This window comes from Cellulosimicrobium sp. PMB13 (genome assembly GCF_051294865.1).
GTDB lineage: Bacteria > Actinomycetota > Actinomycetes > Actinomycetales > Cellulomonadaceae > Cellulosimicrobium.
Genome location: NZ_CP145910.1, coordinates 350,236 through 374,417, shown reverse-complemented (window position 1 = coordinate 374,417; position 24,182 = coordinate 350,236). Strand labels below are relative to the sequence as shown.

18 protein-coding genes and 3 pseudogenes are annotated in these 24,182 nt (G+C 69.4%); 12 read left to right on the top strand and 9 right to left on the bottom strand.

Annotated elements, in window-relative coordinates:
* Nucleotides 1-15: 15 nt before the first annotated feature.
* The 4 genes from V5D56_RS01925 (at nt 16) to V5D56_RS01910 (ending at nt 7,232) form a co-directional block, all read left to right on the top strand.
* On the top strand, nt 16-1,107 hold the full coding sequence (locus V5D56_RS01925) for a hypothetical protein (RefSeq protein WP_435737377.1): 1,092 nt from the start codon (nt 16-18) through the stop codon (nt 1,105-1,107).
* Between the two features lie 69 nt (nt 1,108-1,176).
* Nucleotides 1,177-1,557: a hypothetical protein gene (locus tag V5D56_RS01920; protein ID WP_435737376.1), complete on the top strand. Its 381-nt coding sequence runs from the start codon at nt 1,177-1,179 to the stop codon at nt 1,555-1,557.
* A gap of 290 nt (nt 1,558-1,847) precedes the next feature.
* Nucleotides 1,848-4,265 carry a GmrSD restriction endonuclease domain-containing protein gene (locus V5D56_RS01915; protein WP_435737375.1) on the top strand — a complete coding sequence of 806 codons (2,418 nt, stop codon included), beginning with the start codon at nt 1,848-1,850 and terminating at the stop codon, nt 4,263-4,265.
* 639 nt (nt 4,266-4,904) lie between these two features.
* Nucleotides 4,905-7,232 (top strand): DNA-methyltransferase, encoded by a 2,328-nt coding sequence (locus V5D56_RS01910; protein ID WP_435737374.1) that lies wholly within the window; start codon nt 4,905-4,907, stop codon nt 7,230-7,232.
* A gap of 53 nt (nt 7,233-7,285) precedes the next feature.
* Here the strand turns inward: V5D56_RS01910 and V5D56_RS01905 are convergent.
* The 5 genes and pseudogenes from V5D56_RS01905 to V5D56_RS01885 all read right to left on the bottom strand — a co-directional run.
* Nucleotides 7,286-8,452 (bottom strand): annotated as a pseudogene (locus V5D56_RS01905) (integrase core domain-containing protein); the annotation flags it as partial.
* Between the two features lie 22 nt (nt 8,453-8,474).
* Nucleotides 8,475-8,681, bottom strand: a pseudogene (locus V5D56_RS01900) (hypothetical protein); the annotation flags it as partial.
* 94 nt (nt 8,682-8,775) lie between these two features.
* Nucleotides 8,776-9,885 carry an HNH endonuclease signature motif containing protein gene (locus tag V5D56_RS01895; RefSeq protein ID WP_435737373.1) on the bottom strand — a complete coding sequence of 370 codons (1,110 nt, stop codon included), beginning with the start codon at nt 9,883-9,885 and terminating at the stop codon, nt 8,776-8,778.
* A 126-nt stretch (nt 9,886-10,011) separates the two neighbouring features.
* Nucleotides 10,012-10,187: pseudogene (locus V5D56_RS01890) on the bottom strand (IS256 family transposase); the annotation flags it as partial.
* A gap of 44 nt (nt 10,188-10,231) precedes the next feature.
* The gene (locus V5D56_RS01885; protein ID WP_435737372.1) at nt 10,232-11,515 is read right to left on the bottom strand and encodes an FAD-dependent monooxygenase; all 1,284 of its coding nucleotides are present in this window, start codon (nt 11,513-11,515) and stop codon (nt 10,232-10,234) included.
* 200 nt (nt 11,516-11,715) lie between these two features.
* On the opposite strand from V5D56_RS01885, the gene V5D56_RS01880 reads away from it, so the two are divergent.
* On the top strand, nt 11,716-13,911 hold the full coding sequence (locus tag V5D56_RS01880) for a family 43 glycosylhydrolase (RefSeq protein WP_435737371.1): 2,196 nt from the start codon (nt 11,716-11,718) through the stop codon (nt 13,909-13,911).
* Here V5D56_RS01880 and V5D56_RS01875 read toward each other — a convergent pair.
* Entirely contained in the window at nt 13,884-14,846 is a 963-nt protein-coding gene (locus tag V5D56_RS01875; RefSeq protein WP_435737370.1) for a ribonuclease Z, read from the bottom strand. The genes V5D56_RS01880 and V5D56_RS01875 overlap by 28 nt on opposite strands.
* A gap of 140 nt (nt 14,847-14,986) precedes the next feature.
* On the opposite strand from V5D56_RS01875, the gene V5D56_RS01870 reads away from it, so the two are divergent.
* The 7 genes from V5D56_RS01870 to V5D56_RS01840 all read left to right on the top strand — a co-directional run bounded on the left by V5D56_RS01870 (nt 14,987) and on the right by V5D56_RS01840 (nt 22,425).
* Nucleotides 14,987-15,616: a DUF6318 family protein gene (locus V5D56_RS01870; protein WP_435737369.1), complete on the top strand. Its 630-nt coding sequence runs from the start codon at nt 14,987-14,989 to the stop codon at nt 15,614-15,616.
* Nucleotides 15,616-16,479 (top strand): hypothetical protein, encoded by an 864-nt coding sequence (locus V5D56_RS01865; protein WP_435737368.1) that lies wholly within the window; start codon nt 15,616-15,618, stop codon nt 16,477-16,479. Before V5D56_RS01870 ends, V5D56_RS01865 begins: the two co-directional genes overlap by 1 nt.
* Nucleotides 16,480-16,654: 175 nt before the next feature.
* Nucleotides 16,655-17,368: a histidine phosphatase family protein gene (locus V5D56_RS01860; protein WP_435737367.1), complete on the top strand. Its 714-nt coding sequence runs from the start codon at nt 16,655-16,657 to the stop codon at nt 17,366-17,368.
* A 279-nt stretch (nt 17,369-17,647) separates the two neighbouring features.
* Nucleotides 17,648-18,553, top strand: coding sequence for a tryptophan 2,3-dioxygenase (gene kynA, locus V5D56_RS01855; protein ID WP_435737366.1), 906 nt, complete (start codon nt 17,648-17,650; stop codon nt 18,551-18,553).
* Complete coding sequence (locus V5D56_RS01850) at nt 18,550-19,995, top strand: amidohydrolase family protein (RefSeq protein ID WP_435737365.1); 1,446 nt, start codon at nt 18,550-18,552, stop codon at nt 19,993-19,995. Before kynA ends, V5D56_RS01850 begins: the two co-directional genes overlap by 4 nt.
* Nucleotides 19,992-21,383: a kynureninase gene (locus tag V5D56_RS01845; RefSeq protein WP_435737364.1), complete on the top strand. Its 1,392-nt coding sequence runs from the start codon at nt 19,992-19,994 to the stop codon at nt 21,381-21,383. Before V5D56_RS01850 ends, V5D56_RS01845 begins: the two co-directional genes overlap by 4 nt.
* A gap of 70 nt (nt 21,384-21,453) precedes the next feature.
* The gene (locus V5D56_RS01840) at nt 21,454-22,425 is read left to right on the top strand and encodes a PaaX family transcriptional regulator (RefSeq protein ID WP_435737363.1); all 972 of its coding nucleotides are present in this window, start codon (nt 21,454-21,456) and stop codon (nt 22,423-22,425) included.
* Between the two features lie 100 nt (nt 22,426-22,525).
* Here V5D56_RS01840 and V5D56_RS01835 read toward each other — a convergent pair whose 3' ends face one another.
* The 3 genes from V5D56_RS01835 to V5D56_RS01825 form a co-directional block, all read right to left on the bottom strand.
* Nucleotides 22,526-23,002: a DapH/DapD/GlmU-related protein gene (locus V5D56_RS01835; RefSeq protein ID WP_435737362.1), complete on the bottom strand. Its 477-nt coding sequence runs from the start codon at nt 23,000-23,002 to the stop codon at nt 22,526-22,528.
* Entirely contained in the window at nt 22,887-23,162 is a 276-nt protein-coding gene (locus V5D56_RS01830) for a maltose acetyltransferase domain-containing protein (protein ID WP_435738936.1), read from the bottom strand. Before V5D56_RS01830 ends, V5D56_RS01835 begins: the two co-directional genes overlap by 116 nt.
* 242 nt (nt 23,163-23,404) lie before the next feature.
* Entirely contained in the window at nt 23,405-24,070 is a 666-nt protein-coding gene (locus V5D56_RS01825) for a hypothetical protein (protein WP_435737361.1), read from the bottom strand.
* Between the last annotated feature and the right edge of the window lie 112 nt (nt 24,071-24,182).

Sequence of the window (24,182 nt, the reverse complement as noted above, 5' to 3'; positions counted from 1 at the left end):
ACGAAGGGAACCGCCATGCCTGACATCGCCCTCACCCACCTCGCCATGCTGCTCGACCGGTCCGGTTCGATGCAGTCGATCAAGGCGGCCACCGAGCAGGGCTTCGACCTGTTCCTCTCCGAGCAGCGCGAGGCGCCGGGCCGCTGCACGGTCACGCTCGCGCAGTTCGACAACGAGTACGAGGAGGTCTACACCGACCTCGACGTCCGCGAAGTGCCGCCCCTCGACCTGCGACCGCGCGGCATGACGGCGCTGCTCGACTCGATCGGACGGCTCGTCCAGACGACCGCGCTGCGCATCGCGCAGCTGCCGGAGGAGCAGCGCCCGGGCGCGGTGATCGTCGGCATCATGACCGACGGCATGGAGAACGCGTCGAAGGAGTTCACGCACGCCGCGATCAAGGCGCTGGTCACCGAGCGCGAGGAGACGTTCGGCTGGACGTTCCTCTACATGGGCGCGAACCAGGACGCCATCGAGGTCGGCGCGTCGATCGGCGTGAAGCGTGAGCGGTCGCTCACCTACGACACGGCGAACGTCGAGCAGGCCTACACCGCGACGTCGCGCAGCATGGCCGCGATGCGCGGCGCCGTGCGGGCGGGGGCGGCCCCCGCCGCAGCGCGAGACCAGCACGCCGCGTACACGGAGGCCGAGCGCCTCAGCGCCGCCGCCCCCAGCGGCGGGCCGCGCGCGGCGCGTCCCACGGCTCGACCCGAGGCCCGCACCGCAGGCCGGCCCGCCGGCGACGGCATCCAGGCGGCGCCGTTCTCGGAGGCGGAGCTTGTCGCGCAGCTGCGCTCCGTCCTCGCCTCGGGTTCACCGACGCTCGCGGACGTCGCGACGTTCGGCGGGCGCGCCGTCGTGTTCGCGACGGTCCGCGGTGTCCCGGTGTTCCTCAACGCCGACACGACGCGCGCCGCCATCCAGGAGCTCGTCGACGCAGCGCAGCGAGGGCCGGTGCACTGGGCCGTCATCGCGAACCGGAAGGGCGAGCTCAACAAGGTCACCTTCCGGCCCGACGGCGCTCGCGTCCCTGGCTTCTACTGCTACACGCGCGACGTACAGAGGCTGGCCGGTCCGCTGGGCGCGTCGGTTCCCGCCGCGCGCTGAGACGTGTCCGACGGCGCTGGGCGAGTCGCGAGACGGCTCGCCCAGCGCTCGACTCGACGGAGGAGAGCGATGAACGAGAACGAGCTGGTCGACGGCGCCGAGCTCTACCGCACGAAAGGGCGTGGACGACTGCACGTCCTCGGGTGCAGCCACCTGCAGACGACGGACCTGTCGCAGCTGATCGTCGCCGACGCGACCGACCGTGCCGAGCGAGAGCTGTGCAGCGAGTGCGACAAGGAGATCCGCGGTGGCAGGACGGAGTACCCGTCGCTCGCATGCGGGAGATTGCTGCGGACCTCGACTTCGACCTGGTGTGGGCACCGCAAGCGCGAAGCTACGTCGCCGCGGGACACCGAGACAGGCACGCGGCGGCCGCCGCGTACTTCAACCGGGGATTCGTCGACGTCTATCTCGACGAGGGCGGCTATGAGCGGCCCGGTGCTGACGTAGGCAGGCGGTGGCGGAGCAGACGTGCGCCACCGGCACGACGAGCGAGAAGCACCGACATGCCCGTCGCGCTTCATGGAACTGCCAACGAGCCGTGTCTACGACGGCTGCGCCTGAGGCTCCGAGATTCGGTCTGCCGCCTCGTGCCGATCGAGCCGTGGGGTAGACGTGCGGGTCGGAATCTGACGACACTCGGACTCCTACTCCGTTGGCCGCGAGGGAATCGATACCCTGCGCCAAGACATACAGAAGCGCCCCGTCGAGCACCGACGGCCGTCGAACGGAGCGATCACGTGGTCAGCGCCAAGGAGACCAACCTCGAAGGCGTACTGGAAGGGAAGCGGCAGTACCAGGTACCGCTCTACCAACGGGTCTACTCCTGGGCGCAGCGGCAGCTCGACCAGTTGTGGCGTGACATCGTCCAGCTCGCGTCGGACCGGACGAACGAGCCGTCGACGACTCACTTCGTCGGGTCCTTGGTGCTCGCATCGAGCCCTGATTCCGGGCCGGTCGGGGTGCAGCGGTATTTGGTGGTGGACGGACAGCAACGCCTGACGACGCTCACGATTCTCCTCGCGGCGCTGCGCGACCACAGGGTAGCGACAGAGGGCGACGGTCACCGTGCTCGCATCGACGACCAGTACCTCGTGAACCGCTACGAGGACGGACAACCCACGAAACTCCTCCCGACCCAGAAGGACCGCCCGGCGTACCTCGCCGCCATCCGCAGCACGCCGGTGGCCGGAGGGGACGACAACGTCGGTGCTGCTTACAGGTTCTTTCGGTCGCGCATCAGTACGGTCGGTGACTCGGACGACCGGCTGAACCTCGAACGGATCGAGGAAACCGTGCTACGCGGGTTGGCGCTCGTTGTGGTCACCGCCCAGCCGGGCGACAACGCCCACCGGATCTTCGAGTCGCTCAACAACACGGGTCTGCGGCTCACTCAGGGCGACCTCCTGAGGAACTATCTGTTCATGCGCCTGCCCTCGCGTGCGGAGGCCGTCTACGAGTCCATCTGGGTCCCGTTGCAGGACGCCTTGTCACCCGACCGACTCGAGCTCTTGTTCTGGCTCGACCTGGTGCAGAGGGACGAGAACGCGAAGCAGGCTGACACGTACGTTGGTCAACAGGCGCGACTCAACCTGCTCCGGTCGGAGGCCGAGGTCGAGGCCGAGATCCGGCGCATCGCCGAGTTGGGCCATCTGCTCGCGATCGCACTTGAGCCGTCGCGAGAGTCGCACCGAGACGTCAGGAAGCGTCTGAGCCGTATTAAGGCCTGGGGAACGACGACGGTCTATCCGGTCGTGTTGAATCTGCTCGCTCGGAGGGCGGAAGGGGCAGCGAGCAGCGAAGAGGTCGCTGAGGCGCTCACGATACTAGAGAGCTACCTGGTCAGACGTGTGATCATCGGGCGCGCGACCGCGAACCTGAACCGCGCGCTGCTCAGCGCCGTCTCAGATCTGGCAAAGGGCCCGGACGTGGTCGCCGCCCTGCGTGCGTCGCTCTCGTCCGGACGGAAGCACTGGGGCACAGACTCCCAGGTGCGGGACGCCGTGCGTTCCGTGCCGTTCTACTGGCAGGGTCGGAAGGCACAGCAGAAGCTCATCTTGCTCTGGCTCGAGGAGTCCTACGCAGGGAAGGAGTTGGTGAATCCTGGGGGGCTGACCATCGAGCACCTCCTGCCCCAGACGCTCACCCCGGAGTGGCACGATGCGCTCGCCGAGTCCGTAAAGGTTGAAGACCTGGACGTCGAGGCCGCTTTGCACACGATCGGGAACCTGACATTGACCGGGTACAACTCCGAGCTCAGCAATCGCCCCTGGGAGCACAAGCGAGGGTTTCTGCGGGACAGCGGCCTGGCCATGAACCGCGCAGTCGCGCAGTACCCGTCGTGGGCATTGACCGACATCCGACGGCGATCAGATGAACTCGCGGCGCGCATCACCGAACTGTGGCCTGGACCGGACGAGGACGTGGCCGTCGAGCGGGAGTCGGCGGACCGTACGGCCACCATGTGGCGACGTCTCGGAGAGATCCTCGCGGAGATCCCCGCGGGGCGATGGACCACCTACGGCGATATCGCGGTACTCCTCGGGACAGCGCCGGTACCACTGGGCACGCGTCTGGCGACCGGCGCCGAGCCGTTCGCGTATCGCGTACTGCAAGCCGGAGGGACGGTCGCGCCGGGCTTTCGGTGGTCGTCGTCCGGGCGAACGGAGTCCCCTCAGGCGCTCCTGCACTCCGAGGGCGTGCGGTTCGACACGGACGGGCGCGCCGACCCGTCGCAGAGGATCCATGCTGACGAATTTGCGGAGCTCTTGGGCTGGGATGGCGGTGACTCCATCGAATCCGAGCCCTTGGTCGAGGAGGTGCGCGACGACGGCGCAGCGATGTCGCCAGCCAGTGATGGTGCACGGAGAACCCGCGTCTCAAGGGTCCGTACCAACGTAGGCGATCTCATCCAGGCAGGACTCCTCGCCCCCGGCGCGAAGATTTACGCGCGGGCCGGCGCAGTCGTGGCGAATATCAGCGAGGAGGGGCGGATTCACCTCGACGGCAACGTGTACCCGAGCCCTTCAGCGGCAGGTAGCGCCGTAACTGGGCACGCGATCAACGGGTGGTCGTACTGGAGAATCGAACGGAATGGGCGACGTGTACCGCTGGCTGAACTCCGCACCCAGTTCGAAGGAAGAGACACAGAGGTTTAACCGATTCTCGATCCTAGTGCGAGAAAAGTTCCACGCATGCCCCCAAAGAGGCCGTATTCCGACTAGGCCCGGCTGACGATCTTGCCGGGACCGGCCGACGACGCTGCGTATGCGGCTAAAGGGCGCAAGATATCGCTGTCCATCTCCAGTCGGCGCTTCTCTAAATGCAGCTGCACCAGCTCGTACGGATCGGTGGTCGTTTGACCGCGATGTCGCCGCCTTAGATATCGGCCCGACGTACCTCGGCGCCGCATCGACTCCACGGAGATGTCAAACTGGGTAGCGACCTCGGCGATGCGTCACACTGCCGCGATGAGCGACTCGCGGGACGTCACGATCGAACTCAGGTGGGAACTTCGGAGGCACAACCGACATCCTCCCAGCGGAATCGTCCCGCAGATGGAGTGTCAGCCCGCCCCTGCAAGTCGACCTAGAATCTCGACAGGAGCAAGGAGGTACGTACTGCTCGACGGTCCACCACCGTCCAGCGCGAGGCCCTATCGCGGCACATCGTTCCCTATGCCGTTCGGCCCGTCCCTCGGCTGAGCCCGGTGATCGAAGCCGCGCGGTCGCGCGGAGCACCGACCACCCCGCGCGTGACAGTCAGTAGTGTCGGCCGCATCGCGTACCGTGGCACCCATGTCGATCACACTCCCGGATGAGCGAGCTTCGCTAGTCGCAAGCCCGGAGGCGTTTGAACGCCTACTGGCAGACCTCACAGGACTAGATGAGGCACTTTCGCCCGATGTTCTGAATGCCGTCTCCACTGTAATTGAGCATCTTGGCAGTGCGGATACGGTAAGCATAGACGCCATAACTACTGGATTCTATGGGCGCATGAACCAGAAGCTTGGAATCAACAAGGACGGTATCGCCAGTCTCTACGCTGCTTGCGCGGCCGAGGGGGCCACCTTCAACTATCCGACTAAGCGACGGATAGAGTGGGCAATCAACACCGGTAACATCGGCGACCTACAGGCTGAAATGGCACGTGTCGACCTCGCCAAAGCACTTCCGAGCCTTCGCGTGTTGACCACTCCTGCCAGCCACAGCGAAACGCGAGCACGTATTGTTGCTGAGGCGGCGAGTCCGAGTAAGTTGCGCAAGCAACCCGCCCGAATGGTCGCGGGCGACGTTTTCAACGCGGCCGCAGGTCCGCTGGCCTGGTCGATTTGGTCGCCAGCGCGCATGTCTACAGTGTTCAGTACTAGCCCTATGCCGTTCACTGTCGACTATATGACTGATTTGCGTCGGCACCTACCCGACCTTTTCGAGCGACGCCGAAGCCTCGTCGTCCGCCAAGTTCGTCCGGCCGGTCATGTCGAACTCGCTGACCAACGCGCGCAACTCACCACCTGGATTGCCGAGGAGTATGCGGCCCTCGACAACTATGGGTTTCTCGCTGTCATCGTCAATGTCGATGAGGGACGAGAGGCCGAAGCGTGGCAACTCGCATCGGATCTTCCTCTATTTGCGGAGCGCTTCTTGGAGGTTGAACTTAAGCAGATGTTCTTCCGCTGGAGGGACGTAAGGAAGGCGACGTTGGAGCACAACAGAGGAGTCCGGGGAGACGACGCCCGCTTTGAGTTGCTCAACGAGGGCTTCACGTACCGCGACACCTTTGTTCTGTACGACGACTCCGACGCGATCCGCCGTCTCGTCCTGATTCTTCAGAAGAACCAGCGCGACGAAACGCGTGTCCCCTGTCCGGGCTGCCGAAGCGACAACGTCGGTGGAAACTCGTATCCCAGCTTTGGCGTGAAGAGTTGGGAGTGCCTAAACCCTCTCTGCACAGATCGGAGCATCTACAACCGAGGGAAGCGCTACGACTTCAGGGCCCTCATTAAGCAAGAAGCCATTGAGAAGGACGGTAATCAGATCCCTATCGAAAGTGTTCGGAGGTGGCAGCGCGACATCTTGCCCTTCATGGGCGACCCAGAGATCCTTGACACTTTGGTTGCTCATTACTCAATGCTAAATGATGTCGTAGTGTTAATCGATGTAAAGGATTCACCGACTTCTCCGATTGGACGCGACATACAGGTCGGTGCTGAGCCAGTACCTTGCCTGAGCGCGAGCCCGTCGGGCACCTTCTGGTCCAGCGCGTTCTTCGCGCGCTTCATCCCATCGTCGATCGGAGGGGCACCTCGTGCTACCTCTGTCGCAACCGATACGAAAGCCCCATGGAGCGTCATTCACGGTGATGCGCTTGACGTTCTCCGCCGCACGGCTGAGAGTACGTTCGATCGGGCAGTGACGTCGCCTCCATATTACAACGCACGTGAGTACGCCCAGTGGCCAAATCTGTACTGCTACATGCACGACATGTACCTCATTGCGCGGGAAGTATTCCGCACGCTCAAGCCGGGGGCGATTTACGCTTACAATATTTTCGACTATTTCGACAACGAACGAGTCGTGACATTTTCTGATATGGGTAAGAAGAGAATCCTGCTTTCGGCCTTGATGGTTGACTCGTTCCGACGGATTGGATTCGAGTACCTTGGATCGAGCGTGTGGGATAAGGGCGACATACAAGGAAAGCGCGGGTTCAACGCGGGGAACTTCTCGCCTTTCTATCAGGCGCCATTTAATTGTTGGGAACATGTCTTGGTAGTTCGGAAGCCGGGTGACGGGGCCGACCTCTTGGCGCGTGGGCGGATGCCTGCGCTCAACCAGCCACTTCGGATTCACCCAGTGGTTAAGATGATCCGCGGTAAGAACACACTCGGACACACGGCGCCCTATCCTTTGGGCCTCGTGAGTTCTCTGCTGGTGGGGCTCGCACCAGGCTCGCATGTCCTCGACCCGTTTGGAGGTTCGGGAACGACCGCTCGCGCAGCCCTGTCCGCGGGTCATACGTCGCTACTGATTGAGCGGGACTCCACGTACTCCGAGCTCAGCCGAAGGTTGATTGCGGAGCACGAGGAGGCGGCCGCACACCAGGATGTTCCTGATGCCCTCTGAACCGTCACGGGTTTCGTGCCGTCTCCGTGCTGGCTGCGGCTCCGGCCGGAGGCAGGGTTTGTAGCGTAGTAGGCGGTTGCGGCTTCGGCCAGGGTGAGCATCGCGAGACTGGAGTGCAGTCGCCGATGGTTCCACCAGTCGGCCCAGGCCATGGTCGCCATCTCGACATCGGCAAGGTTCTTCAGCGGCCCGGTGGTGAACGGCCCGGGTTTGATGCACTCGTGCTTGACGAGCCCGATGATCGACTCCATCAGGCAGTTGTCGTCGGCGTCGCCGACGGTGCCGATCGAGGCCGCGATGCCCTGCAGCGCGAGGTGTTCGGTAGCGCACCCAGACGTACTGAGACCCGGCGTGCCGTGAGTTCTCCCGCCACTATCGGGTACTGCGGGTGGTCACGTACGACGAACGCGACGTAGACGAACCCGGCCCGCGTGCGCACGTAGGTGAAGTCGGCCACCCAGACGCGCCTCGGCGCCTCGGCGCCTCGGCGAGCAAGCCGCGGCTGAGCAGGTCCCCGGCACGGGTACCGACCTTGCCCGGGATCGTGGTGCGGTGCGCCCGGCCGCGACGTGGCCCGTTCCAGCCGTGCTCGCCCATGAGCCGGTTCACGGTGCAGTGCGCCACCGTCAACCCGCGCCGGCCCAGCAGCGCAGTCATCTTCCCGCGCCCGTACAGCGACTCCGGCGTGGCCCGCCCCTGCTCGTCGACACGCAGCGAGCGGATCGCGTCTACCACGACCGCGTCCGAAACCGTCCGGGCAGCGACCCCGCAGGCCGGGCGGGACCAAGATCGATACGTTGGCGCGGCGACCTGCACACCCTGCTCACGCAGAACGGCACAGACCGACCAGGCCGCGAAGCCCTCGCCTCTCATCTGGTCGATGAACCCCATGATCAGCGGCCGCGGGCGTCGAGCTCTCCCGCGAAGAAAATCGAGGCCGCACGCAGAATCGCGTTCGCCTCGGACATGCGCTTGTTCTCCGCCTCGAGCCGGCGGATCTCTTCCGACTCGCACTTGGTGACACCAGGCCGGGCATCGTCATCGATGTCCGCCTGCGTCACCCAGCGGCGCAACGACTCCCGCGCGATCTCGAGCTGCGCAGCGACCGCGACTGACGCCGCCATCACCGACCCGTAATCCACCACGTGCTCACGCACCAGCCGCACCGCCCGAGCCCTGACCTGAGGGTCATACTTCTTCGACCTCTCGGCAGCCTTCATCACAAGGAAGCGAGCAGATCCCGCGACGGTTCAGGTCGCTCATCGGCTCGCCATGGGCATACCGGTCGGCCCACCGCTTGACCGCGGGGCACGAGCACTGGAACCGCGCCGCGACCACCGCGATCGCGACGAGCGGGTCGACCACCAACCTGGCGACCTCGAACTGGGCGCGTGGGGTCAGGGCGGCATTGTGTGGGACACGAGGGCCTCTTGTGTGCGGAGCGGACACCTAGACAGTTCCACTTTACTGTGGGAGGCCCTCGTGCGCTAACAGCTAGATCGGCACGTTATACCCACCCGACCAACGTCCTCGGTCAGTACTACTAGTGGACGACGAGCGATAGACCATCGAGCGTCCTCATGCGCGCCAGCTTCACACCTTTGAAACTACTCATGGCCGGCGCGGCGGTCTCCAGAACGCCGTTGCGGGCCAAGTGACAACTTTCGTCCGGGGCTCTCAGTTCAAAGACGTGCAGAGACATTTCTCGCGGTGCCAGAGGAGTTCCCCCTGTTTGGAGCGGCCAGATCGCGATATCGGTGGGCTCTCGGTCGCCCAGCTCATATACGAACGGGACCTGGTCGAGCGGAAACTCGTAGTACCGCGCTGTACTCGCGGTTCCATCAACTGAAGCGAGGAAGCAGAGTATTTGGTCGCCCATCGCCGCCTTCGCAAGAATTCTGCCGCCGATCGGCGGCGGGTCGTCCGACGCAAACCTTCGAGTAATCGAACCATCGACCCACCGGATGATGTCATACAGGCGGTTCTCCCGAGCAATCACATACTGGCCCTCGCGCTCCAGCCAGAGCGCCATGGCCCAGGCTTCTTCGAACCGGATCCCTGCCATCGTCATGCCGTAGATCCGGCACAGCCTGGCAAGATCCAGTTTTGTTACGGGTCGGATCTCGAACAGGATCCACATCAGCGCCTGCTGGGCCGGGAGGACAGTCCGGCCGGCGCGCGCGACATGAGATTTCCGCTTCGCGACGTTGTGACGGCGGCAACGCAGCTCGAGGTTGCTCAGCAGATCCGCTTCCGTGGGATCGGCGTAGTTCTCTCGACCGTCGATGTGATCGGCCTGCAGATCTAGACGCGTCCCACAATCGATACATCGGCCCGAGCGCTCATAGAACCATCTCATGACATGAGGCATGAAAGATTCGTTTGGGTGGAGGCGGGCGTGATTGCCCTTGAATCCGAACTTGATCTTGTTGGCGGATGCGATGCTAGTGCCAACCTGTGGGGGATTGAGTTCGCCGAGGATTGTCGTCGTGATCTCGCGCCACGTCACGATGCCGTCACGCACGAGGTGCTCGGCCATTTCGCGCCACCGTGCTTCGTTCCACGTGCTGTCGTAGAGGCCATGGGCGTTCGCCGCGAGGCCCTCGTCATTGTCAGTAGTGCTGATCTTGATGTCGTCGTCCAGTTGCTCCACACGCGTTGTCCCTTCTTCTGCAGTTGCCTTCGCGTCAGCATAGATGCTTCCAGCTGCGTGGGGCCATCGGTTGCTGGTCAAGCTGAGCCCCTGGTAGGGGTGTAGCGCTTGGTAGTCCATCGTGCGTTAGGACCTGAATTCGAGGACCGTGTCGCTGGTCATTCTCGTTGCGGGGTCGGTGATGGTGGTCAATCGGCAGCGGTGAGGAGGTCGAGACTAAGGTTCCGGCGGGCTTCGGCCCATTCGCGAGTCTGCTCGGCCAGCACGGTTCCGACGAGGCGGACGATCGCGGCGACCGCTGGCTGGTCGGCGTTCTGCCGCCGCTGCCAACCGACTGACGGATCCATCACACTGCCGTCGGCACTGGCGTCGGCGTCGGCTCGGGCGGTCGCCAGCCCAGGACACCGTCGAGCGCGCGCGTCCCGAGCGACGCCGCCCACGCCCCGGCCGCTCGCGCCCCGAGGTCGCGGGCGCCGGTCAGCACGGGCGACGTCCATCGCGTCGGCATGGCGACCTGCGCGGACAGCTTCATGATCTTCTCCACCCGCGGCCGGCGTTCCGCCGACCACCCTTGCAGCGCCGTCGCGACGTCGAGCCCTCCGGACCGGCGCCTGGCCGACGCCGGCACCCGCGCGCCCAGCACCGCCGCGTCCTCGAGCGCCTGGCACCCGCCCTGCCCGACGTTCGGCAGCATCGCGTGCGCCGCGTCGCCGACGAGCGCCACCCGCCCGGTCGCGAGGGTCGCCGGAGGAGCGGGCAGGCAGCGGAGCGCGTGCCGCAGCGTCTGCTCCGGGTCGACGGACGCGAGCAGCTCTGGGATCGGGTCGTGCCAGTCGGCGAGGCGCTCGCGCAGCTCGGCGAACGTCTCGGGCACGCCCGCGGCGTCGGCCACGGACACGTAGGCGTACACCCGACCGTCGGCGAGCGGCACGATGCCGACGACGATCCCGCGGCCCCACGTCTCGCTCCCGACGACACCTCCCGTCGGCGCGGGCGCGACGAGCCGCCACGCCGTCGACCCGCCGTGCACGGGCCGCGGCGCGTCCGGCCACCACCGCGTCCTGGTGGGGGAGTCGATGCCGTCCGCTGCGACGACGAGGTCGGCCTCGATCTCCTCGTCCGACCCCGCGACGTCGGGCACGTCTTCTCCCGCGGACGCCGCGGCGTCAGGCACGGCACCTTCCGCAGTCCCCGCGGCGCCGGACACCCGGACCACCGCCGGCCGCCCGCCGTCCCCCGCCTGCACGACGGCGGCGCTCGCCCCGAGCCGCAGCGCGCCGTCGGGCAGGGCGTCCGCGAGCATGCCGACGAGCTGGGCGCGGTGCAGCACGAGCGTCTGGTCGCCGAACCGCGCACCGGCCTGCGCGGTGTCCGCGCGCACGAGCCACCGGCCGTCGGGTCGGCGCATGCCGACCTCGCCCTGGAGCGTCGCCAGATCGCGCAGCGCGTCGCCGAGGCCCAGTGCGACGAGGGCGCGCACCGCGTTCGGCGCGACGGCGATCCCCGCCCCGACGGGCTCGAGCGACGTCGCGCGCTCCAGCACGGAGACGTCCCACCCCGCGCGCGCGAGCGCGACCCCGGACGCGAGCCCGCCGATCCCGCCGCCGACGACGACGGCTCGTGCGGTCATCGTCGTCCGTCCCGGGGTGCAGTCACCCGCCGACCGTACCGTTCACCGCTGCACGACGACGCCGTCCCACCCGAGGCCGGACGTCGGCGTGTTCAGTCCTGCCCGAACTTGTTGACTCCTGTTCGTTCGACGACCAGACTCGAGAGTCCCCAGGGACGCCGCCGCCCCGGGGACCGCCGCTCACCGTCGAGAGGACACCGATGAGGCCACGCACCCGGACCCCCCGTCCACTTCCCGCGCTCGTTGCCCTCGCGACGAGCGCTCTCGTCGCCCTCGGTCTCGTCGCGTCCGCGACGACCGCCAGCGCGGCCGCCCCGACGACCGCGACTGCGGGTCCCGTCGCAGCGCTGACCGCTGCCGACGCGGCGCCCGTGATCGAGCCCGTGATCGACGACAACTTCCCCGACCCCGACATCTTGCTCGTCGACGGCGTCTACCACGCGTACGCGACGAACTCCGACGGCGACAACGTCCAGCACCGCACGTCCACGGACCTCGTGACGTGGACCGAGCAGCCCGACGCCGCGCCCGAGCTCGGCGACTGGGTGGGGGAGTGCAGCTTCAGCCCGGGCGGCGCGACGGACCGGTGCGTCTGGGCGCCCGAGGTCGCCGCGGTCGAGGGCGGCTACGCGCTCTACTACACGGCGCGTGACGCGACGACGGTGCGCCAGTGCATCGGCCTCGCGCTGGCCGACACCCCGGACGGGCCGTTCGTGCCCGTCGGCGACGACCCGATCGTCTGCCCCAACGGCGAGGACGGCACGCAGGACCTCGGTGGTGCGATCGACGCCGGCACGTTCCACGACGGCGACCAGCTGTGGCTGCTGTGGAAGGCCGACGGCAACTGCTGCACCGGCAAGACGGCGATCATCTACGCTCAGCCGCTCTCGGCCGACGGCACGACGCTCACGGGCCCGGCGACGGAGCTCATCCGGGTCGACCGCGCGAACGAGGGTCGCGTCGTCGAGGCGCCGACGATCATCGAGCGCGACGGCACGTACTACCTCATCTACTCGGCGAACGACTTCTACGGCGGCGCCTACCGGACGGCGTACGCGACGTCGGACAGCGTGACCGGCCCGTACACCAAGGCGACCACGGAGCTCATGACGAGCGACCGGTTCCGGGGCGACGTGCGCGGCCCGGGCGGCCAGGACGTCGTGACGACGCCCGACGGCGGCACCGCGATCGTCTTCCACGGCTGGAACGAGGCGTTCACGTACCGCGCGATGTACCTCAGCGACCTCGAGTGGTCGGAGGACGGCGTGCCGTCGGTCGCCGCGGCGTCCGACCGCTACCAGGCCGAGGACGGCGTCGTGACGAACGCGCGCGTCGTGCAGGACGGCAGCGCCTCGGGGCTGGCCAAGGTCGGTGGCCTCGACTTCGCCGACAGCTCCGTCTCCGTCGAGGTCTACGCCGAGGAGGCCGGCCCGGCCCTGCTGGGCGTCCGGTACGCGAACGGCTCGACGGTCGGCGCCGAGCGCGTCCCGTCGACCCACACGATGACGGTCAACGGTGCGGACGCCGGGACCGTGACGTTCGCCCACACGACGTGGGGGAACTGGCAGACGGTCGAGCACGTCGCCGACCTGGACGCCGGCTGGAACACCGTCACGCTGACACGTGCCACGTTCTTCGCCGAGATCGACGCGATCGACGTGTTCCCCGTCCTCGACGAGCCGCGGACCGTCGTCCCGCCGGTGATCCCGGACGACGCGGTGCGGTACGAGTTCGAGGACGGCGTGATCGTGCGCGGTTCCGTGGGCACCGCTGCCGGCGCGTCGGGCGGGGAGAAGGTCGGCGGCCTCGACTTCGCCGACAGCTCCGTGACGCTCCAGGTCCAGGCCGAGGAGGCCGGGCCGTACACGCTCGCGGTCCGCTTCGCGAACGGCTCGGAGCGCGGCGGGTACACGCTGTCGTCGACCGACCGCGTCACCGTCAACGGCGAGGACGCCGGGGTCGTCACCTTCCCGCACACGACGTGGGGCAACTGGCAGAGCGTCGAGCACGACGTCGAGCTCCAGGCCGGCCTCAACACCGTGACCTTCACGCGCGGCACCTGGTACACCGAGCTCGACGCGCTCGACGTCTACCCGCGCGAGGAGCCGCCGACGGAGATCGACGTCGCGGTGACCGCGCAGACCCGCTGCCTCGGCAACGCGGCCTTCGTCGCGGTGCGGGCGACCAACGACGGCGACGAGGCGCTCGCGCTGACACTCTCGACACCGTTCGGCGACAAGACCTTCGCCCAGGTGGAGCCCGGGAAGAACGCGTACCAGTCGTTCAAGGTGCGCGGCACGGCGGCGGCAGGGGAGGCCACGGTCACCGCGACCGCCCCGGACGGGACGTCGCGGACGCTCACCGCGGCCTACGACGCGCCGAGCTGCGGAGCCTGACGGGAGCGGCGCCGGGGGACCGGCACGCGGTCGAGGTCCTGCGCGACGGTGAGGCCGCCGTCGAACACCGACCGTGCCTCGCGCTCGAACTCGCGCGGGTCGGTGTAGCGCTGCGAGAAGTGCGTGAGGACGAGGTGCCGCACCCCGGCCTCGGCCGCGACCTTCGCCGCCTGGAACGCGGTGAGGTGACCCCAGCGCTCGGCCTGGTCGAGGTCGCGGTCGAGGAACGTCGACTCGATGACGAGCAGGTCGACGCCCTCCGCGAGCTCGAGAACGGCGTCGCACAGGCGCGTGTCCATGACGAACGCGAACGACTGGCCGGGGCGGGGCGCGCTCACGTCGTCCAGGGTGACGGTCCGGCCGTCGGGCGCGGTGACGACGCCGTCGCGCTGCAGCTGCCCGACGACCGGCCCCGCCAGACCGTGCCGCGCCAGGAGGGTGGGGTCAAGGCTGTGGCCATCGGGCTCGTCGAGCCGGTACCCGACCGCCTCGAGGGTGTGGTCGAGTCGCCGGTGGCTCAGCGTGAAGCCTGGGTCGGGCCGGTCGGGGGGCGGCGGGATCGTGCCGTCGGTCGTGAGCGGCTGTTCCAGCAGGTGGCCGCGGCGGTGGTGCGCGCTCGCGTCGAGGAGATGGTCGATCCACCGCTGTCCCGACGCCGGGTACGACACCGGGATGGTGTGCCGCACCCCGTCACCGCTGATGCGCTGCGCGACGCCCGCGAGCCCGAGGCTGTGGTCGCCGTGCAGGTGCGTGATCGCGATGCGCGTGAGGTCGGTCGCGGAGACGCCTGCGAACGTCATCTGCCGCTGCGTGCCCTCGCCGGGATCGAAGAGGATCGCCTCGTCGTCCCAGAACAGCACGTAGCCGTTGTGGTTGCGCGTGCGGGTCGGGACCATGCTGGCCGTCCCCAGCACCACGAGCTCCCTGCGCGACATGCCGACAGGGTGCCACGCGGCGTCGTTGTCCACAGACCGAGAACCCGGGTTCCGCGGGGCGTCCGGGTTCGCTAGGTTCTGGGGCAGTTCGTGCGGCGCGGCCCGGACCCGGGCGCGCGCAGGGGGTCTCAGGGGGTTGCATGCGTCTCGTGTCCGGTTCGTCGTCCCGTGCCCGACGACGCGTGCTCGGCCTCGGTGCCGTCGTCACCGTGGGGTTGGTGGTCGGGGGGTGCACGGCCGAGGAGCCCGTCGAGCCCGAACCGTCGACGAACACGGCGGAGTCACCGGAGGTCACTGAGGAGCCCGAGCCCACGCCGACGGAGACGGGCCCGGTGAAACCGGAGCGCCCGGCTGCGATGGAGCAGGAGGACGCCGAGGGCGCAGCCGCCGCCGCGGAGTACTTCATCGAGCTCTACGACTACGTCATGACGACCGGCGACACGACCGAGTGGCGGGCGATGTCGCTCGAATCCTGCACGTTTTGCCAGGGATCCATCGAGCAGGCCAATCAGATCTCCTCGCGAAGCGACGTGTTTGAAGGCGGCGACGCGGTCGTTACCGTGGATGACCCGACCTTCTATGCGCGCGATGAAGCGACGGGCATCTATTCCCTTGATGCTCGGGTCATCCAAGAACCAATCGCAATCCGAAGCGCCAAGGGAGAGGAGTTGTTCGCGCAAGAAAGGACCGACGACTTGTATCGCGCAGAAGTGGGCCGTCGCAACGGTGAATGGGTTGTCGTCGAGATCTCGCTTCTGGAGGCGAGCTGATGATCGCGACGTTGCTACATGGTGGCGTAGCGCTGCTGCTGATGGCCGTCGCCGATGATCCGGCATACGGCGGAATTCGAGGAGAAGCCGCGGGTGCGGACGTCGTCGTCGAAGCGGCTCGTGAAGAGACGCGTGGCGGAAGTGTCTATGTCCCCGCCGTTACCGACGACCCGCCTGACCGCTACTTCTCCGCCACACCGGCGTTGTGCGCACTCGTCAACAACCTCGACGGGCCGACCACGCGCTACGACTTCGCCTGCACCGAGGGCGAGCAGCTCGCCTACGAGGGCATCGAGTGCGGGCCGGACGAGTTCGCCGAGGGTGCGGTCTTCCGGGAGGTCCGGCAGCCCGACGGTTCGTGGGGTCCGCCGGAGCTCGTCGGCGACGAGGGCTGTGTGACGCCGGCGGACCTGCTCGCCGAGGCGGAGCGCGAGTTCGCGACGCTGTCGATCGCGCCGTCGCCGGTCGTGGTGCAGCCGCCGGACGGGTGGACGCTCGTCAACGTCCCGACGATCACGTATACCGACTCCGCGGAGCAGACGTTCGACGCCACGCTGCTCGGCATCCCCGTGCAGATCCGTGCGACGCCCGAGTCGTACGCGTGGGACTACGCGGACGGCAGCGCGCCCCTGGTCACGTCGGATCCTGGCGCGCCGTACCCGGACCACACGGTGCATCACACGTACGAGCAGCCGGTGGAGTCGCTGACGATCGGGCTCACCACGTCGTGGTCCGGTCAGTTCCGCATCGCCGGGTCGCCGACGTGGACGGACGTGCCGGGCACCGCGGCGACCACGAGCGCCGCGGAACCGCTGCAGGTCTACGAGGCACGCTCGCGGCTGGTGACCGACCCGCTCGGGTGAGGGCAGTTCGCCTCGGCGCTCGGCGCTCGGCGCTCAGCTCTCGGCGCTCTGCGCCCAGGTGCCCCACGACGTGCACCGGCGTGCCCTCCGGTCGGTGAGCACCGTCGGCGGGGACCGCGTCGTGGAGCCGGCCTGAGCCGGTGCGAGCACGCGTGCACGGGACTCGGCTCGTAGGGTGGCAGGTACCCCCACGAACCGGAGAACCATGCGCCTGCTGCTCGTCCGTCACGGTCAGACCCCGTCCAACGTCGCCGGCCTGCTCGACACCGGTCACCCCGGCCCCGGGCTCACGGCGCTGGGCGCGCGCCAGGCCGCGGCGATCCCGGACGCACTGTCGGAACGGGTCATCGACGGGATCGCCGTCTCGAACCTCGTCCGCACCCATCAGACCGCCGCGCCGCTGGCCGAGCATCGTCAGTTGGAGCCGGTCGAGCTCGACGGATTCCGCGAGGTGGAGGCGGGCGACCTCGAGATGTCCGACCGGCACGAGGACCACGTCGTCTATCTCGAGACGGTGTTCGCCTGGGGCGGCGGCAACCTGACGCGCCGGATGCCCGGCGGGCCCTACGGGACCGAGTTCGTGGCGCGCTTCGACGACGCCGTCGCGAAGATCGCGTCCAGGGGCTGGCAGACCGCCGTCGTCATCTCCCACGGTGCCGCCATCCGCTCGTGGACCAGCATCCGCGCCGAGGGCGTCGACCTCGACGCCATGGCGTACACGCCGCTCGAGAACACGGGACTTGTCGAGGTCGAGGGCGACCCGGAGAACGGCTGGCACTACGTCGGCATGAGCGCCGGTCCGCTCGGTGGCCACGTCCTCGCGGACGAGCTCGCCGACGACCCGACCGGCGAGTCCGTCGCCGAGGAGCGCGCCGACGCCGAGTCCTGACGGCACCAGTCCTGACAGCACCAGTCCTTGACGACGCCGTGCGCCCCACCGTTCGGCAGTCCGTGTGCTCGTTCGGCACCGCGAGCTGCCGAATGCCGCACGGGCCGCCGAACGTGGCACGAACCGCCGAACCGTCGATCCGGGCTGCCGCACGGGATGCCGAACGTGGCACGAACCGCCGAACCGTCGACCCGAGCTGCCGCCCGACCGTCGGCATAACGGACCGACCGCGTTGCACAAGCATGGCGCCCGTCACGTCAATGTCATACCCTCGGCAGCATGGTTGACGCATCGACGCCCCTCGGCGAGCCCTCGTCCGCGACGTCGAACGAGCGCGCGCTCGAGCCCGACATCGTCACCGACTTGCGGGAGCGCATGACCTACGGCTCCTACCTCCACCTCGACACGCTGCTCGCCGCGCAGGAGCCCATCAGCACCCCGGCGCACCACGACGAGATGCTGTTCATCGTCCAGCACCAGACCACCGAGCTGTGGCTCAAGCTCGTGCTCCACGAGCTCGTCTCGGCCCGCGACCTCCTCGCCGCCGACGAGCTCCAGGCCGCCCTCAAGCGCATCGCCCGCGTGAAGCACATCCAGCGCACGCTGACCGAGCAGTGGTCCGTGCTCGCGACGCTCACCCCGAGCGAGTACGCCGAGTTCCGCGGCTTCCTCGGCAACGCGTCGGGCTTCCAGTCGTGGCAGTACCGCGCGGTCGAGTTCCTGCTCGGCAACAAGAACGCCGGGATGCTCCAGGTCTTCGCGTCCGAGCCCGCCGCGCACGCCGAGCTCTCGCGTCTCCTCGCCGAGCCGAGCGTCTATGACGAGTTCCTCCGCTATCTCGCACGCCACGGTCACGACGTCCCGGCCCGCGTCCTCGACCGCGACGTCACGCACGCGCACGTCCTCGACGACGACCTCGTCGAGGTCTTCCGCCGCATCTACGACGACCCCGACGCCCACTGGTCCGCGTACGAGACGTGCGAGGAGCTCGTCGACCTCGAGGACAACTTCCAGCTCTGGCGCTTCCGCCACATGAAGACGGTCCTGCGCATCATCGGCACCAAGCGCGGCACGGGTGGGTCCAGCGGCGTCGGCTTCCTCCAGAAGGCACTCGACCTCACGTTCTTCCCCGAGCTCTTCGCCGTCCGCACCGAGATCGGCGCCGCGCGGCCGTCCGGCGCATGACGCACCGGCCCGTGCCCGACGGCGCCCGCCTCGTCACCGTCGACGCCTCCTGGTTCCCCGGCCATCCTTCCACGGGCCCGACGGCGTTCCTCGCCACCGCGTCCGGCCTCGCGGACGCCCACGAGTCTCACGAGATCGACCCGAGCGGCCGAGATCGACCTTCCGTGGGTCGACCCGGCGACGCACGGGTCGATCTCACGGATCACAGGTGGCGTGAACCGGTCCATCTCCCCGGCACGCTCCTCCCGCCGTTCACGGACGCGCACGTCCACCTCGGGCTCGTCGACGCGACCGAGCTCGTCCCGCACGGCATCGCCGCCGTGCACGACCTCGGTTGGATCCCCGAGGTCGCCGCCGAGTGGGCACGCGATGGTGACCGGGAGGCACGAGCGGAGGACGCGCGGCCCGTGCGTCCGGGTCGACGCATGCCGCGCGTCACGTTTGCCGGCGCGTTCCTCACCGCGCCCGGCGGCTATCCGTCCGACCGCTCGTGGGCGCCCGACGGCTCCGTCGAGGAGGTGGCGTCGCCCGCCGAGGCCGTCGCCGCCGTCGACCGGCAGCTCGCGGCCGGGGCGTCGTTCGTCAAGGTCGCGCTCAACAGCGCGGCGGGTCCCGTGCCCGACGACGTCACGCTCGCCGCGATCGTCGGGCGCGCCCACGAACGGGGCCGGGGCGTCGTCGCGCACGCGGAAGGGCCGGGCCAGGTGGCGCGCGCGTTCGAGGCCGGCGTCGACCGCCTCGCGCACGCCCCGTTCTCCGAGCGCCTGCCCGACGAGCTGATCACTGCCATGGCCCGCCCCTCCTCGCGTGCCCTCCCCGGCCCGCGCCCGCTGGCCGACGTCGAGCACGACCCTGCGCGCCGTCGAGCACGACCTGGGGGCCGGAACGAGCCCCAGAACGACTCTCACGTCGTGTTCGGCGCGGAGCCGGTGAGCAGGATGACGTGGGTGAGCACGCTCGACATCCACGGGTGGGGCACGCCGACGCCCGCGCAGGACGTCGCGATCGACAACGTCCGGCGCTTCGCGGCCGCCGGCGGCTCGGTCGTGTATGGCACGGACCTCGGCAACGGTCCGCTCCCGGTCGGCGTGAACGTCCGTGAGCTGCGCGCGCTCGCCGCTGCGGGTCTCGGCGGGGACGATCTGTTGCGCGCTCTCACGTCGGACACCGTGAGGCAGCCCCGTGCCGAACGACGCACCGCGGACCGAGTGATGCACTCCGACGTGCATCATTCGGGCGCGAGCGCATCTCTCGGCGCCGTCACGTACGTCCCCGGGCCGCCGGTCGAGAGCCTCGCCGAGCTCGACCGTCTCGACCGCCCCGACGCGCTCGCCGATCTCACGCGCTGGCTCGCCGGCGCCACCACCCTGCACCTGGCCGACGTGCTGCGGCCGGGGTTCACCCCGCCGTCGGGCACGACCACCCGGAAGGACCAGACATGACCCCCACGACCGCATCTCGCGACGACCGCGACGACCGCGACGACCGCGACGATCGTCCCGCCGACCACCCTGCGGACCGGCCGGTTGTCCGACCGGGCGACCAGGCCGCGGTCCGTGCTGCGCGGGCGCGCGAGCTCGACGCCGCCGACCCGCTCGCGCGGTACGTCGACGCGTTCGTCCCGTCCGACGACGTGGTCGCGTACCTCGACGGCAACTCGCTCGGCCGCCCGACGCGCGCGTCCGCGGAGCGCCTCGCCCGGTTCGCGACGGAGCAGTGGGGGGCGCGGCTCATCCGCGGCTGGGACGAGGAGTGGTACGACCTGCCGCTGACGCTCGGCGACCGGATCGGTGCCGCGGCGCTGGGCGCCGCAGCGGGCCAGACGTTCGTCGCCGACTCCACCACGGTGATCCTCTACAAGCTCGTCCGCGCGGCGCTCGCGGCCCCGCAGGTCGCCGGGCGCGACGAGATCGTCCTCGACTCCGGCAACTTCCCGACCGATCGCTATGTGCTCGAGGGCGTCGCGCGCGAGCACGGCGCGACGTTGCGCTGGATCGAGCCCGACCACGATTCCGGCGTCACTCCCGACCAAGTCGGCGCGGTGCTCTCCGACCGCACCGCTCTCGTCGTGCTGAGCCACGTCGCGTACCGGTCGGGGTACGTGAGCGACGCCGCGGAGATCACGCGACGCGCCCACGACGCCGGTGCGCTCGTCCTGTGGGACCTGTGCCACTCCGCGGGCGCGGTGCCCGTCGCGCTCGACGCGTGGGACGTCGACCTCGCCGTCGGCTGCACGTACAAGTACCTCAACGGCGGGCCGGGCGCGCCCGCGGTCGGATACGTGCGCGCCGACCTGCAGGAGACCTTGACGCAGCCGATCCAGGGGTGGATGGGCAGCGCGGCGCCGTTCGAGATGGGGCCGGGCTACGCGCCCCACTCCGGCGCTCGCCGGTTCCTCAGTGGGACGCCCGCGATCGTCGGCATGCTCGCGATGCAGGACATGGTCGACCTGGTCGCCGAGGCGGGCATGGACGCGATCCGCGCGAAGTCGGTCGCTCTGACCGAGCACGCGCTCGAGCTCGTCGACGAGCTGCTCGTGCCGCTCGGCGCCCGGGTCGCCTCGCCGCGCGACGCCGCGCGACGGGGAAGCCACGTCACCGTCGACCACGACGCGTTCGAGGCGACGCTCCCGCTGCTCTGGGCGCGCGGCGTCGTCCCGGACTTCCGGCGTCCGAACGGGCTCCGCCTCGGGCTCTCGCCGCTGTCGACGTCGTTCGACGAGGTGCGGATCGGCGTCGAGGCGGTGCGCGACGCGCTCGTCGAGGTGACCTCCGGCGCGGTGCCCGCCGAGCGGCTGGTCGACGCCGCGCCCGACGCCCCGACGCCGTGACCCCACACCCGGACCCGACCACTGGTCCCGGCACTGGTCCCGGCACTGGTCCCGACACTGGTCCGACGTCGTGATCCCGACCTCGGAGCCGGACACCGTGGTCCTCGACGACCTCGACGCCCGTCCGGGCAGCGCGACGTCCCTGCTGCGTACCGTCGTCGGCCTCTACCTGCGGGACCTCGGCGGCTGGGTCGCGGTCGCGGACCTCGTCGCGCTGCTCGACGCGGTCGGCGTCCCGTCGGCGGCTGCGCGCAGCGCGATCTCGCGCGTCAAGGCCAAGGGGCTGCTCGTCGCGGCGGACGTCGGCGGCCGACCGGGCTACCGCCTCGCGCCGGGTGCGGACGCGATGCTCGCGCGCGGCGACCGGCGCATCTTCGCCTACCGGCAGCAGGCCGACGACGACGCGTGGCTCCTCGTGTCGTTCTCCGTCCCCGAGGACCGGCGGGCCGCGCGCCACCAGCTCCGCCGTCACCTCGCGGGCATCGGGTGCGGGACGGTCGCCGACGCCCTGTGGATCTGCCCCGCGCACCTGGCCGGCGAGGTCGAGCAGATCCTCGACCACCTGGACCTGCGCGACGCCGCGACCCTGTTCGTCACCGGCACGCCGCAGACGCACGGGACCTTCGCCGACGCTGCAGCCCGCTGGTGGGACCTCGACCGGATCGCCGCCCTCCACCGCAGGTTCCTCGCGCGCCACGAGGGCGCGTCGAGCCGGCACGTGCCCGACGGCGCCCGGTCACCCGTGCCCGACGGCGCCCGGTCACCCGTGCCTGACGGCGCCCGGTCTCCGGTGTCCGACGGCGCCCGGTCACCCGTGGCCGCGACCTCCCCGAGCGACGCGTTCGCCCGCTGGGTGCGCGCCGTCGACGACTGGCGGACGGTCCCGTACGTCGACCCCGGCCTGCCGCCGAGTGCGTTGCCCGCCGACTGGCCGGGGACGGCGAGCGTCGCGCTGTTCGACGACCTCAGGACCACGCTCGGCGAGGCCGCGGCCGAGCATGCGCGGACCGTCGCCGGACGAGGGTCGCCCTCGCCGAGGTAGTACCGCGGTCGGCGTGGACAGACCGGCGAGGCCCTTCGATCCGTGCGACGAGCCGCGGCGGCCTCCGGCTCGGCGACCTCAGGCTCCCGCGGCCCCGGTGTCAGACGGCGGTGCCCGGCGCGGCGGCCGGGACGATCCGTGGGCCAGGGCCCGGGAGGTCGAGCGTGCGGGGCGCGCGGTAGGACCATTCCCGGTCGGCGTCGGTGATCTCGCGGAGCACACGCGCCGGCACGCCGCCCACGACCGTCATCGGCGGCACGTTCCCCGCCACGACGGCTCCCGCGGCGACGACGGAACCGCGCCCCACGGTGACGCCCGGCAGGATGACCGCTCCCGTCCCGACCCACACGTCGTTCTCGACGACGACGGGCGCCGAGAACTGGGTGCCGTCGGTGCGCAGGTCGGGGTGCACGGGGTGGCCGGTCGTCGAGATCGTCACGTTCGGCGCGAACATCACGCGGTCACCGATGCTGATCTCGACGTCGTCGACGAGCGTGAGCCCGAAGTTCGCGTACACGCCGTTCCCGAGGCGCGTCGTGCCGCCGTACGCCACCCGCAGCGTCGGCTCGATCCACACCCCGTCGCCGACGGCGGCGAACAGCCCGCAGCAGGCGCTCGCGCTCGCCGGTCTCGGAGGGTCGTGTCGCGTTGAAGTCGTAGGTCAGCTCCGTCGCGCGGGCGCGCTCGGCGGCGAGGCCGACGACGCCGTGGTCCGTGTACAGCTCGTGCGCCGCCATGCGACGCCGGGTCTCACGTTCGTGCTCGTCCACAGGTCTGGCTCCACGAGGTAGGAAGAAGGTCGCGGTCAAGGTTCCGGACCCAGCCTCTCGCATGCTCGCTCGAACGACGCACTCCGGGCCGAGAGATGCACTTCTCCGTGCACCTTTCGAGCGCGAGTGCGTCGTTCGGTCGCGGGTGCATCGTTCGAGCGCACATGCGTCGCGTGCCGGGGAGTGTGTCGCCCGTTGCAGACGCGCTCTCAGCCGACGTCCGGCACGACGATCGTCGTCACGACGTCCGTCACCGCGGGTCGCCGCGGCGTCGACCCGAAGCCGAAACGAACCGGCGGGTCGACGGACGTCATGCTCCCCAGGGACACGCCGTCCCACGAGGACGTGACCGTCTCGAGCGCGTGCACGTCCGTCGCACCGTAGTGCTCGACGCGGCCCGAACCGGCGCTCCCACGCGTCCGGACGCCGTGGAGCAGCGCTCGCGCGACCGGGTCCGTCACGGCGGTGAACCGGCGCGACCCGGCCACCCGGTCGGGCACGGCGCGCAGGGCGTGCCCCAGCCCCGTGCGCTGCCCGACGGCGAGCCGTGCCTCGAGCGGTCCGGCCGCCACGTGCCACGGGGCGGGCGTGCGCCGGTCGCGACCGCCGACGGACGCCGCACCGAGGTCGTCGGCCGGGAGGTCGCGAACCTCGACGGGGACGATCTCGACGCGGTCGAAGGAGTACGTCGAGCCGACGAGCGACGCCACCGCCTCGGACGGTGCGAGCAGGAGACGCTCGCCGTCGGGCCGTTCCACCATGACGTCGGAGAACGCGCCGAAGGGCGAGCGGTCCCAGCGGCCGACGACGACCCGGGTCCCGGACGACGTGCCCCAGCCGGCGATCCGGCCGTGGAAGATCAGGGCGCGCGACATCCGCGAAGCGTATGCGGGGGTGTTCCTCGTCGCCCGGCGGAGGCATGCGGCGTCGGTCGTCGGTGCCGCACCTCCGCGCTGGCGAGCGACGGCGCGCGGCGAGACGCTCGAC